The following is a 12,541-nucleotide window of genomic DNA, read 5'->3' as shown; positions in this document are numbered from 1 at the left end:
CTCTGCCACGCCCTCGGCCTGCGCCCGCCGCCGGCGCTGCGCCGCCTCAAAATCCCCGATCCAGCTCCCGATCCGGCAGCCGATACCGCGCCCGATCCCGCCGCCCTGCGGCCACCGTGCGCCGCGCCACCGGCTTCGGCCGCGGGCCCGCCGCCCGCCACGCGATGCGCGCCTTCTCCCCCCGCAAGCCGGCGCCGCCGAAACGGCGCCTGACCCGCGCCGCCTCACCACGCCATTTTCGTTACGTTATCAAAACAAGATACGGCTGACCCGGCTCAGGCCGCCCGGCCGAGCCGGGCGGTATCCTGCCGGCGCAGCAGCTCGCGATAGGGGCCGGGACGCGACGCCAGCGCCGCCGGCGATCCCTCGTCGACGATCCGCCCCTCCGCCATCACCACGATGCGGTCGAAATCGCGCAGCGTCGCCAGCCGGTGCGCCACCGCGATCACCGTCCGGTTGCGCGCCAGCCGGTCGATCGCCTCCTGCACCGCCGCCTCGCTTTCGGAATCGAGCGCCGACGTCGCCTCGTCGAGCAGCAGCACCGGCGCGTCGCGCAGCACCGCCCGCGCGATCGCGAGGCGCTGCCGCTGCCCGCCCGACAGCTTCATCCCCCGCTCGCCGACCAGCGTGTCATACCCCTGCGGCAGGGCCATGATGAAGTCATGCGCGTTGGCCGCCCGCGCCGCCGCCTCCACCTCGGCATCGCCGGCATCGGGCCGGCCATAGCGGATATTCTCCCGCACCGAGCGATGGAACAGCTGCACGTCCTGCGAGACGACCGACAGGATTTCCGCGAGGCCCTGGCGGCTGAGCGCGGCGATGTCGGTGCCATCGATCGTCACCCGCCCGCGCGCCGGATCGTATTGCCGTTGCAGCAGGGCGAGCAGCGTCGTCTTGCCCGAGCCCGACCGGCCGACCAGGCCGACCTTCTCGCCGGGCGCCACGGTCAGATTCACCTCCTTCAGCACCGCCCGCCCGTCCGGATAGGCGAAATCGAGATCGGCGAAGCTCACCGCCCCGCGCGCCTGCGGCAGGGCCCGCGCGTCCGCCGCGTCCATCATGTCGTGCGGGATCAGGAGCGAGGCCAGCGCCTCGTGCAGCCGCGCCCAGTCCTGCACCATCTCGACCAGCGCGATCGCGAGATCGCGCGTGCCGTGCAGGACGGTGAAGCCGAGCGTCGTCACCAGCACGACGTCGCCGGGACTCGCCGCATGGTCGAGCCAGCGGTCGATGATCCAGGCGAGCATGCCGGCCGTCAGCAGCGCCGTGGTGACCGCGTGGAAGCTCCGCAGCCCTTCAAGGTAGTTCAGGCTCGCCCGGCGCGCGCGCATCTCGCGCCCGACATCCTCGGCGAAGCGCTGCCGCTCGCGGAACATCGCGCCGAAGGCGCGGACGACGGCGACGTTGTTGATCACATCGACCAGCTCGCCATCCACCGAGGCCGCGGCCTCGGCATAGTCGCGATGCAGCCGCCGCCCCTTCGCCGCCAGCCAGGCCAGCACCGCCCCCAGCGCCAGCGCGATGCCCAGCAGCGCCAGCCCCATCGCCGGATCGACGCTGGTGATCATCACGATCGCGAGAACGACCGCCAGCGCCGGCGGCAGCACGTTCCACACCATCAGGTTCTCGAGCCGGAAGACCGCATTGCCGGTGACGCCGATGCGGCCGGCCAGCATGCCGGGCCGGCGGTCGGCGAAGAAGCCGGGCGAATGGCCGAGCGTGTGGTTGAACAGCGCGCGCCGCAATTCCCCCGTCACCGCCACGAAACTGCGCGCCGCGACGAACCCGCCGATCCGCCATGCGAGATTGTCCGCGGCGATCAGCCCGGCGAGGAGCATGAAAGCCCCCCAGACCGCGCCGCGCTGATTGGCGGTCAGCACATCGACCAGGTTCTTCACGGCATATTGCGACAGCACAGAACAGGCGACCGCGGCGACGACGGAAAGCACGATCGTCGCATGTCCCGGCGCGTGCCGCAGGATCGCCCGCAGCAGAAAGCGCTGCGGACGCGATGCCGGCGGTGCGGAGAGCGGAATGGCAAGCGGCGCCGATGCTTCCGGCGCCGGCGATCGGCGGGGTGCGCTTTCGATTCCTTCCGCTTCTGCAATCGCCTTTTTGTGATCCGGCATGGTCTCGGGCTCCATCGGTGCGGGTCTTTATCGAGGGGCGCCGCCAAATTTCCTGTCTTCATGTGGCATTTCGGCAATAGCGCCAGCCGGCGGCGCCACCGGCAGTCCCTACCTTGGCATCGAATGCGGCAGCATTTGGGCAAATACCGCCCGATGACTGCCACATCGGGGCGTCCTGCTAACGCTCGTAAAAACAATCCAGCAGCGAGGAGTCAGGCACTCATGAAAATCGCCCAGATTGCACCTCTGACTGAAGCGGTTCCGCCGAAATTCTATGGCGGCACCGAACGTGTCGTCTCCTTCCTGACGGAAGAACTCGTCGCGATGGGTCACGACGTCACGCTGTTCGCGAGCGGGGATTCGGTAACCGCCGCCGAACTCGACGCCGTGTGGCCGCGCGCGCTGCGGCTCGACCCCGGCATCCGCGATACGCTCGCGCCGCATTTCATGCTGATGGAACGGGTCTACCGGCGGGCCCACGAGTTCGACGTGTTGCACTTCCATAACGATTACTGGCCGGCCTCGCTGTTCGCGCGTCAGCGCACCCCCTTCGTCACCACGCTGCACGGCCGGCTCGACCTGCCCGAACTCGGCCCCGTCTACGACGAGCTGCCGGTGATGAACCTGATCTCGATTTCCGACTCCCAGCGCCAGCCGCTGCCGGAAGCGAATTTCGTCGCCACGGTCCAGCACGGCCTGCCGAAGGACCTGCTGACGCCGCGCGAGCGTTCGCGCGACTATGTCGCCTTTCTCGGCCGCATCTGCCCCGAAAAGCGGCCCGACCGCGCGATCCGAATCGCCCGCGCCGCCGGCATGGATCTGCGCCTCGCCGCGAAAGTAGACCGTGTCGACGAGGAATATTTCGAAACCGGGATCAAGCCGATGCTGGGCCCCGATGCCTGCCTGATCGGCGAAATCGGCGAGGGAGAAAAATCCGAATTTCTCTCCGGTGCCCGTGCGCTGCTGATGCCGATCGACTGGCCGGAACCCTTCGGCCTGGTGATGATCGAGGCCATGGCCTGCGGCACGCCGGTGATCGCCTGGCGGCACGGCTCGGTGCCCGAGATCGTCGAGGATGGCGTCACCGGCTTCATCGTCGAGAGCGAGGCGGAGGCGGTCGCCGCGCTCGACCGGGTGCACCAGCTCTCCCCGTCCCGCATCCGCGCGACGTTCGAGGCCCGCTTCACCGCGCGGCGGATGGCGGAGAACTATCTCGAGATCTACGAAACCCTCGCGCGCCCGCGCGTCGGGCGTCTCCGCCTCGCGGTCTGACCGCCAGCGGCCGATCGCACGCGCCCCGGCGGCATGGCCCGCCGGGGCGTCGGCGCGGGCGTGAGAAGATCGGCCGGTCCATCGTTCGGGGCAATTCCGCATTGCCGGCATGGCCATGGCACACCGGCGATGCCGGCAAGCCGCGCCAGCTCACTGCATGATAGAATGAATAACTGACGCGGGCGCGACGCTGTCGCGACATCGTGCGGATCGCGGTCGATTGACATGCTCCCATGTCAGTCTAGTGTCACGGCAGGGAAACGTTTGGGACGCACTCCATGCCAACCGAACTGCCGGTCACGCCCGATCCGCATCCGCCGGCGCCGGCCGCGAACCCGGAAGCGCCGGTGCTGCGGGTGTCGGGCATCGGCAAGTCCTACGGTCATATCCGCGCCCTCACCGATGTCAGCCTCGACATCCATCCGGGCGAAGTCGTCGGCCTCGTGGGCGATAACGGCGCCGGCAAGTCCACCCTCGTCAACATCATCGCCGGCGCGATCCGTCCCTCCGCCGGGCGGCTCGCCGTCGATGGGCGCGAGGTGCAGTTCGGCTCGGCGCTCGATGCCCGCCTCGCCGGGATCGAGGCGGTGTATCAGGATCTCGCCCTCGCCCTCGATCTCGACATCTGGGCCAATGTCTTTCTCGGCCGCGAAAGGCTGCGGCCCGGCCTGCTCGGGCGCCTCGGCTTTCTCGACAAGGCGGCGATGCGGGAAACCGCGCTCGGCGGATTGCGGCGCACCGGCATCCGCATCGGCTCGGTCCGCACGCCCTGCCGCGCGCTGTCCGGCGGCCAGCGCCAGGCCGTCGCGGTCGCGCGCGGGCTGATCTGGGGGTCGCGCCTGCTGCTGCTGGACGAACCGACCGCGGCCCTCGGCGTCGAGCAGCAGGCCAAGGTCGGCGAACTCATCGCCGCCGTGCGCGACCAGGGCATTCCCGTGATCCTGGTCAGCCACAACATGCCGCAGGTCCATGCGCTGTGCGACCGGATCGTGGTGCTGTTCCGCGGCCGCAAGGTGGCCGACCGGGACGCGCGGTCGATGACGATCGAGGACACGATCGCCTGCATCACCGGCGCCGGCCTGGCGAGCGCGGATGCGGCGGGGAGCGCGCCGTGAGCGGCCCGTCGAACCCGCCGCGCGGCGCGGAGGCGGCGGTCGTGGCGCCGGGTGCGCGGGACGGCTCGCGCGCGCTGCTCGAATTCCTCTCCCGGCACGGCGAGATCTGGACGCTGTTCATCCTGCTCGCGCTCATCGCCGTGTTCGGCATCGCGAGTCCGGATTTCTTCAGCCGCGCGAGCTGGCTCGCCACCTCGCAATTCGCGGTCGAATACCTGCTGCTCGGGCTTGGCGAGACCTTCGTGATCATCACCGGCGGCATCGATCTCTCGGTCGGCGCCATTCTCGGCCTCTCCGGCATGGTCGGCGGCCTGGTCATGCGCGCGCTGATCCATGCCCATGCGGCGAATGGCGTGACCATCGCCGCCGGCATCGCCGCGGCACTGGCGAGCGGCGCGCTGGTCGGCTGGGTGAACGGCACGCTGATCACCCGGCTGCGGCTCACCCCCTTCGTCGTCACGCTCGGCATGCTGTCGATCTGCACCGGCGGGATCTACCTGCTCAATGGCGGGCGCAATGTCGGCACGATTCCGGACATCGTCGGCGCCGCCGGCTCCTTCGCGATTGGCGGCTGGATGCCGGTGACCGTGCTGGTCGCCGCGGTGTTCTGCATCATCTGCGCCGTGGTGCTGGCGCAGACCCGCTTCGGGCTGCGGACCTACGCGGTGGGCTCGAACCCGCTGGGGGCGGGGCGCGCCGGCATCGACGTGCGGCGGCATCTGGTGAGGATCTACACGCTGGCGGGATTTCTTGCCGCCGTCGCCGGGCTGATGGTGATGGCGCGCTTCGCCTCGGCCTCGGTCCAGGCCGGCGCGAACGACGAACTCGACGCGATCACCGCCGTCGTCATCGGTGGCGCCAGCCTGTTCGGCGGTCGCGGCACCATCCTTGGAACCGTGGTCGGCGGCTTCGTGATCACGGTCATGGTCACCGGGCTGATCCTGATCGGCGTGCAGCCGTTCTGGCAGCAGGTGGCCGTCGGCGCGATCCTGATCCTGGCCGTCGCCATGGACCAGCTTCGCGACAGGCTGCTGGAGTCGATCTGACCGGAAACGGCCGCCGCGAACCCGGCGGCAAAGGGGAGGACATCATGGCCACAACACGCAGACAACGGATTTCCCGCCGCGGCGCCACGCTGGCGCTCGGCATCGCCGGCGGCCTCGCGCTGGCCGGCGGCGCGGCCCGGGCGGGGGGCAAGACGATCGCGCTGGTGCCGGGCATCGCCACCGATCCGTTCTACATCACGATGCAGCATGGGGCGGCGGCGGAAGCGAAGAAGCTCGGCCTGCACCTGATCTGGCAGGGCGGCAGCAGCTTCTCGCCGGAGACGCAGATCCCGGTGCTGCAGGCGCTGCTCGCCAAGCACCCGGCCGCCCTGCTCGTGGCGCCGACCAACGAGAAGGCGCTGATCAACCCGATCAGGCAGTTCATCGCCGCCGGCATTCCGGTGATCTCGGTCGACACCACGATCAGCGATACCGCGATCCTGAAAAGCCGGATCACGTCGAACAACGTCCAGGGCGGCGCCTCGGCGGCGCGGGCGATCGCCGGCTTCGCGCACGGGAAGGGCGATGTCGCGGTGATCAACGTCAAGCCCGGCATCTCGACGACCGATGCGCGCCAGAAGGGCTTCCTCGCGCAGATGAAGCACTACAAGGGCATGAAGGTCGTCGCCATCGAATACGATGACGACAGCCCGACCAAGGCCTTCACCGAAGCCCAGCTGCTGCTGCTCAAGTATCCTCACCTCAAGGGCATCTTCGCCACCAACGTGTTCTCCGGCGAGGGCGTCGGCAAGGCGGTGGTCGCCGCCGGCAAGAAGGGCAAGGTGGATGTCGTCGGCTACGACGCCGAGCCGGGCGAGGTGAAGCTGCTCAAGCAGGGGGTGATCAGCACCCTGATCGTCCAGCGCCCGGCCGAAGAAGGCCGCCTCGGCGTGAAATACGCCTATGACATCCTGACCGGAAAGAGCGCGCAGGTGCCCGCCTCGAAGCGGCTCGCCAATATCACGGTCACGACGGCCGAGGCGTCGAACCCGACCTACGCCAAATACTTCTACAGCGCGCATCTGTCGCACTGAGGCGGCCGGCCGGGCGTCCTGGCCGGGGCGTCCGGAAACGGCGGTCCGCCGGGCCATCATGTCCGAAAACGGCGAGCATCCGGCGTCGCGCCGTGCCATGATGCGTTCATGGAACTCGACCCCGATGCCTGCTACCGCGCCCTCGCCACGCGCGACGCCCGGTTCGACGGGCGCTTCTTCACCGGCGTGCGCACCACCGGAATCTATTGCCGGCCGGTCTGCCCGGCGCGCACGCCGCGGCGCGAGAATGTCCGCTTCTTCGGCTCCGCCGCCGCCGCCGAGGCCGCCGGGTTCCGCTCCTGCCTGCGCTGCCGGCCGGAATCCTCGCCCGATCTCGCCGCCTGGCGGGGCACGTCGAACACGGTCAGCCGCGCCCTCGCCCTGATCGCCGAGGGCGGGCTCGACGGCGCGGCGGTCGACACGCTGGCCTTCCGGCTCGGCCTCGGCGAGCGGCAGTTGCGGCGGCTGTTCCGCCAGCATCTCGGCGCCTCGCCGATCGCCGTGGCGCAGACAAGGCGGGTGCTGTTCGCCCGGCAACTGCTCACCGAAACCGCGATGCCGCTGGCCGACGTGGCGCTCGCCGCCGGCTTCGGCAGCGTGCGCCGCTTCAACGCGACCTTCCGCGCGCTCTATGGCAGCGCGCCGGGCGCGCTGCGCCGCGCGGGACAGGTAGCGGCGGCAGAACCGTCGGGCATCACCCTCACCCTGCCCTACGCGCCGCCCTATGACTGGGCGGCGATGGCGGATTTCCTCGCCGCGCGGGCGATCGACCAGGTCGAACGGATGGACGATGCCGGGCGATACCACCGCAGCGTCGCGCTCGGCGGCGCGCGGGGGACGGTCAGCATCGCGCATGACGCGCAGGCCTGCGGGCTGAGGGCGACGATCCGGTTTCCCGCCGTGGCGGCGCTGGCGACGCTGGTCGGCCGCATCCGCCGGGTCTTCGATCTCGGCGCGGACCCGCTCGCCATCGGCCGCCACCTCGCCGCCGACCGGCTGCTCGCGCCGCTGGCCGCGGCCCGGCCGGGGCTGCGCGTGCCGGGCGGCTGGGACGGGTTCGAACTCGCGGTGCGCGCCGTGCTCGGCCAGCAGGTGAGCGTGCGCGCGGCGGCGCGGCTGGCGGGACGGCTGGTCGCCGCCCATGGCGCGCCCCTGGACGGCGGCGGGCCGGCCGGACTCGCGCGCGTCTTTCCCGAACCCGCCGCACTGCTACAGCTCGATGCCGTCGCGCTCGGCATGCCGCGCGCCCGCGCCCGCACGATCGAGACGCTGGCCGCCGCCGCGCTGCGCGACCCCGGCCTGTTCCGGGCCGGGCGCTCGCTCGACGAGACGGTGGGCCGGCTCGTGGCGCTGCCCGGGATCGGGGAATGGACCGCGCATTACATCGCGCTGCGCGCCGCCCGCGAGCCGGATGCGTTCCCGGCGTCCGACGCCGCCCTGCTGCGGGTGGCGGCGCGGCTGACCGGCGCGCGGCCGAACCCGGCCGACCTCGCCGCGCGGGCGGAAGCCTGGCGGCCCTGGCGCGCCTATGCCGCGCAGCATCTGTGGGCGGCGGATGCGGCGCATCATGCACGGGCGGCATCCGCCGCCCTGGCCGAAGGAGACGACGATGGCACCTGAACCGCTGTTCCTCGACCGGATCGACTGCCCGATCGGGACGATGCTGGTCATCACCGATGCGGCGGGCGCACTGCGCGCGCTCGACTGGCCGGATCACGAGGCGCGGATGCGCCGCCTGCTGCGGCGCCATTACAGCGCCGAGGGGACGGGCTTCACGCTCGCGGCGCGGCCGGCCCCCGCCGCGCTGCGCGAGGCGCTTCTCGCCTATTTCGCGGGGCGGGCGGACGCGCTGGGCGGCATCGCGGTGCGGACCGGCGGCACCGCGTTCCAGCGCGCGGTCTGGGCGGCGCTGCGGGGCATTCCGGCGGGGGAGACGCTGAGCTATGGCGCCCTCGCCGCGCGGATTGGCCGGCCGCGCGCCGTCCGCGCCGTGGGGCTGGCCAATGGCGCCAATCCGGTCGCCATCGTCGTGCCGTGCCACCGCGTCACCGGCGCCGACGGATCGCTGACCGGCTATGCCGGCGGGCTGGAGCGCAAGCGCTGGCTGCTCGCGCACGAGGCGGCGATGCAACCGCGCGGGTGGGCAAACGCCGGCACTCCGGGGTAGGTTTCGGTATCGTCACCCCGGAAGGAAATGAGGCCGATGACCCCCGAGTCCCCCGCCCCCCGCAAGCCAGGCCGCCTGTTCTTCGCCAACCCCGGCCCGACCAACATTCCCGACTCCGTGCTGCGGGCGATGGACCGGCCGACGACCGATTTCATGAGCGCCGATTTCATCGAGGTCTATGACCGCGCGGTGGCGGGGCTGAAGCGGCTGCTGTTCACCACCGGCGAGGTGTTCATCTACACCTCCAGCGGCCACGGCGCCTGGGAGGCGACGCTGCAGAACCTGTTCTCGCCGGGCGACCGCATCCTGATGCCGGAGGCCGGGTATTTCTCCCGCGTCTGGGGCGCGATGGCGCGCGCGCTCGGCCTCGAGGTCGAAATGCCGGAGGCCGACTGGCGGCGCGGCCCCGATATCGGCGCGATCGCGGAGCGTCTCGCCGCCGACACGGCGCACGAGATCAAGGCGGTCTGCATCGTCCATAACGAGACCTCGACCGGTGTTGCCGTGCCGCTGCCCGAGATCCGCGCCGCACTCGACGCCGCCGGCCACCCGGCGCTGCTGCTCGCGGACACGATCTCCTCCTTCGGCTCGATCGAATTCCGCATGGCCGACTGGGGGATCGACGCCGTGGTGGGCGGCAGCCAGAAGGGGCTGATGCTGCCCGCCGGCCTCGCCTTCACCGCGGTGAGCGAAAAGGCGCTCGCCGCCCACGCCCAGGCGCGGCTGACGCGGTTCTATTTCGACTGGACCAGGATGATGGCGCGCCGGCACCGCAGCTTCACCGGCACCGTGCCGATCGCGCCGTTCTACGGCCTGCTGGAATCCGTGCGGCTGATCGAGGCGGAGGGGATCGAGGCGGTGTGGCGCCGGCATCACCGCCTCGCGGAAGCGACGCGGCGGGCGGTTTCGGTCTGGAGCGGCAACCAGGGCGTGGCCTTCTATTGCGCCGATCCGGCCAGGCGGTCGGATTCGGTGACGGCGATCCGCATGCCCGAGGGGCACGATGGCGAGGCGGTGCGCCGGATCGCCTATGACCGGTTCAACGTCTCGCTCGGCGCCGGGCTCGATCCGCTCGGCGGCAAGGTGTTCCGCATCGGCCATATGGGCGATCTCAACGAGGCGATGCTGCTCGGCACGCTCGGCGTGGTCGAGATGGCGCTGCGCCTCGCCCGCGTGCCGCACGCGCGCGGCGGCGTGGACGCGGCGATCGAATATCTCGGCGCCGGCTGAACCCGGCCCCGCCGGTTTCGATCACGAACTGTTTACAGGCAGGACATTTTGTGGGAGACCCGGTTCATCGAAGAATCGTAATGAAATGCTTTTCTAAAAGTCGAGGAATTTAATGTGATAATTATTTGTCAATTTTGATTTCCATCTGCCGCGACGGGCATGTCGTGTTTTCAGTATCGTGATGCCCGGCCGCGGCGATCCTTCCGATCAGTCACGCTTTTCAAGAAGAAGAATTTTCCCGTGAGAATCATTCAAAAGACTGCCCTGACGATGATCCCGCTGCTCGCGCTGGCCGGGTGCGGCCGGACCGGCCCCAGTCCGAAAGAGGCGAAGCAGGCGATCAAGAATCAGATCAACGCCGCGCTGCAAAAGGAAATGGCCGCCGCCGGCAGCAACGCCATGGCCCGGAGCATGGCCACCGACGTCGCCCATTCGGCGATTGCCGGGATCGACAAGATCAAGTTCAAGGCGGTTTCGTGCAAGTCCGCGGAGCAGGGCATCTACCGATGCCAGATCAAGATGGCCGCGCCGGACGGCAGCACCGCCACCAAGCCCTTCGACTTCAGGAAGCATGACGGTCACTGGGAATATATCGTCCATCCGGCCGGCATTCTCCCTTAACGCACACGGAACAATCGACATGCAGATGAAACATCTCGCTGCTGCCGCCCTCGCGGCGGCAGCGCTCGCCGGCGGCTGCGCGCCAGCCTCCGCCGCCACGCCCGCGGCGAAGCCGGCCATCGACATCATGGGCATCAAGTTCGGCATGACACCCGCCGATGTGCGGCAGCTGATCGGCGCCCACAAGGACATGTTCCCCAACGCCGCCATCCAGCAGGGGCAGTACCGCATGCCGGACGGCAAGACCTTCGTTGCCGACATGACGGTGACCAGCCATTCCGACCCGCGGAATTTCGCGGATGACATCTCCCAGACGATCTTCATCCAGTACACCTCGCCGGCAAGCGGCAACAAGGTTGTCGCGGTCAACCGCGAGGCGACGTTCCCGTCCGACGCGAAGGATCTCGGCAAGGCGCCGGGCGTGCATGACCTGTTCGCGGCCATGCTGTCGCAATACGGCACGCCGGACGGCTTCACGATCGGCGCGGTCGACTGGACCGGGGCGAACCCGGCCCACAAGCTGGCCGACAATATCTACACGCTGCAGAGCGGCTGCATCTCCGGCGCGTTCAACGCGGTGCCGTCCCAGCTCTACAACGGGTCGAAGGACTGCCCGCAGGTGCTGCAGATCACCATGTCGGCCAACAACAGCTTCGGCGGGCATGTCCAGTTCCTGTCGGAACTGATGCTCGATGCCGGCAGCATCTATAGCGACATCGCGCGCGAGCGCGCGGCCGCGGCAAGCCAGCAGGCGAAGACCGTCTCCCACGCCAACCAGCAGCCGGCGGCGAAGCCCTCGCTCTGAATTCAGGCTTGCCGCCATTCCAGACCGGAGTTCCAACATGTCAGACCAGAATGCCATCGCCAGCGATCTTGCCGCCACCAACGATCGCAACTTCGTCGTGATCTTCACCCTGGCCAGCCTTTTCTTCGGCGTATTCTCGCCGCTCGTCGGCTATTTCGTCGCGAAGGACGGCACCACGACCAGAAAGCAGATCGTCGAACTGCTCAATTTCCAGATCACCGTGCTCGGCCTGATGCTGATCGCCTATCTCCTGACCGCGACGCTGATTCTCTCGGTCGTCGGCATTCCGCTCGCGATCATCGTCGGGGTCGCCGACGTGATCATGCTGATCCTCGGCGCGATCCGGGCCTCCCGCGGCGAGAGCGTGCGCTACCGCTTCACCTTGCGCCTGTTGTCGTGACGCCGGGCGGCGCCTCGCCGGCGCCGCTCACCGCCGCCAGCGGACCGGCGAATTCAGCGGCGCTGCCGCCCACCACGAGCACCAGCTTGTCGCGCGCCTGACCGCCGGCACGCAATGCGAGGCGCGCGGCGCCGACGCCAAGCCACGCGGCCAGCGCCTTCAGAACCGCGTCATTGGCACGGCCGTCTTCCGGCGGCACAACCACGGCCAGGCGGAGACGCGCCGGCGGCCAGCCCGGTGCCGCCGCGGCCGGGACGACCGGGCCAAGCCGCGCCCGGCGCGCGCCAGGCTGAACCTTGAGGGCAACGAGCAACCCCGCCTCGCTCTCCAGCCAGAACGGCACGGATGCGGCTGCCCTCATCGCCGGCGCCATCTTTCCGCGGCATCATGTGAAAGCGGCTCCCGCGATGGCGGCCTGCGGCCGGGCGGATTGTCGGCTGTCTCGATCATGGCTGAGCCCGTACGTGCGCTTCCTTTTGCGGCGTCGCAAGAGCTGCGCCGAATCGGAACATCGCGGCGCGTGCGGAAACACTTTGAAATTTCCGCATCTTTCCGAAAGATGATGATATTTCCTTGGTCATTTCAAACCGTTACCTGAATTGCCGAAGCGGGGCATCCGGATACCACCAATTCATCAAACATCCATCGTACCTGAAGCAGTCGTCGGACGAGATAGCGGCTGATCCGCAGGAAAAATGAACGGCGACACAGCGGCCTGAGGA

12 protein-coding genes are annotated in these 12,541 nt (G+C 69.5%); 10 read left to right on the top strand and 2 right to left on the bottom strand.

Going from position 1 to position 12,541, the window contains the following annotated elements:
- Positions 1-275 precede the first annotated feature (275 nt).
- Positions 276-2,129 carry an ABC transporter ATP-binding protein gene (locus RT91_RS12920; RefSeq protein ID WP_240314285.1) on the bottom strand — a complete coding sequence of 618 codons (1,854 nt, stop codon included), beginning with the start codon at positions 2,127-2,129 and terminating at the stop codon, positions 276-278.
- A gap of 222 nt (positions 2,130-2,351) precedes the next feature.
- Between RT91_RS12920 and RT91_RS12915 the strand changes: the two genes are divergently transcribed.
- The 10 genes from RT91_RS12915 to RT91_RS12870 all read left to right on the top strand — a co-directional run bounded on the left by RT91_RS12915 (position 2,352) and on the right by RT91_RS12870 (position 11,819).
- The gene (locus RT91_RS12915) at positions 2,352-3,401 is read left to right on the top strand and encodes a glycosyltransferase family 4 protein (protein ID WP_007423455.1); all 1,050 of its coding nucleotides are present in this window, start codon (positions 2,352-2,354) and stop codon (positions 3,399-3,401) included.
- Positions 3,402-3,679: 278 nt separating this feature from the next.
- Positions 3,680-4,516 (top strand): ATP-binding cassette domain-containing protein, encoded by an 837-nt coding sequence (locus RT91_RS12910; RefSeq protein WP_011942188.1) that lies wholly within the window; start codon positions 3,680-3,682, stop codon positions 4,514-4,516.
- Positions 4,513-5,562, top strand: coding sequence for an ABC transporter permease (locus RT91_RS12905; protein WP_035187598.1), 1,050 nt, complete (start codon positions 4,513-4,515; stop codon positions 5,560-5,562). The genes RT91_RS12910 and RT91_RS12905 overlap by 4 nt, the downstream gene beginning before the upstream one ends.
- Before the next feature lie 44 nt (positions 5,563-5,606).
- Complete coding sequence (locus tag RT91_RS12900; RefSeq protein ID WP_013639975.1) at positions 5,607-6,596, top strand: ABC transporter substrate-binding protein; 990 nt, start codon at positions 5,607-5,609, stop codon at positions 6,594-6,596.
- Positions 6,597-6,704: 108 nt separating this feature from the next.
- Complete coding sequence (locus RT91_RS12895; RefSeq protein WP_035187595.1) at positions 6,705-8,216, top strand: AlkA N-terminal domain-containing protein; 1,512 nt, start codon at positions 6,705-6,707, stop codon at positions 8,214-8,216.
- A complete protein-coding gene (locus RT91_RS12890; protein WP_035187616.1) occupies positions 8,206-8,763 on the top strand; it encodes a methylated-DNA--[protein]-cysteine S-methyltransferase in 558 nt (185 codons plus the stop codon). Before RT91_RS12895 ends, RT91_RS12890 begins: the two co-directional genes overlap by 11 nt.
- 36 nt (positions 8,764-8,799) lie before the next feature.
- Positions 8,800-9,993, top strand: coding sequence for an alanine--glyoxylate aminotransferase family protein (locus RT91_RS12885; RefSeq protein WP_035187593.1), 1,194 nt, complete (start codon positions 8,800-8,802; stop codon positions 9,991-9,993).
- Between the two features lie 159 nt (positions 9,994-10,152).
- Positions 10,153-10,614, top strand: coding sequence for a hypothetical protein (locus RT91_RS12880; protein WP_035187591.1), 462 nt, complete (start codon positions 10,153-10,155; stop codon positions 10,612-10,614).
- 19 nt (positions 10,615-10,633) lie between these two features.
- Complete coding sequence (locus tag RT91_RS12875) at positions 10,634-11,419, top strand: hypothetical protein (RefSeq protein ID WP_035187589.1); 786 nt, start codon at positions 10,634-10,636, stop codon at positions 11,417-11,419.
- Between the two features lie 37 nt (positions 11,420-11,456).
- Positions 11,457-11,819: a DUF4870 domain-containing protein gene (locus RT91_RS12870; RefSeq protein WP_007423733.1), complete on the top strand. Its 363-nt coding sequence runs from the start codon at positions 11,457-11,459 to the stop codon at positions 11,817-11,819.
- Here the strand turns inward: RT91_RS12870 and RT91_RS12865 are convergent.
- The gene (locus tag RT91_RS12865; protein ID WP_158320257.1) at positions 11,797-12,180 is read right to left on the bottom strand and encodes a DUF167 domain-containing protein; all 384 of its coding nucleotides are present in this window, start codon (positions 12,178-12,180) and stop codon (positions 11,797-11,799) included. The genes RT91_RS12870 and RT91_RS12865 overlap by 23 nt on opposite strands.
- Between the last annotated feature and the right edge of the window lie 361 nt (positions 12,181-12,541).

The sequence above is a fragment of the Acidiphilium sp. JA12-A1 genome (genome assembly GCF_000724705.2).
Lineage (GTDB): Bacteria > Pseudomonadota > Alphaproteobacteria > Acetobacterales > Acetobacteraceae > Acidiphilium > Acidiphilium multivorum.
The sequence above is the reverse complement of the archived record's forward strand: the minus strand, read 5'-3'. Positions and strand labels throughout refer to the sequence as shown.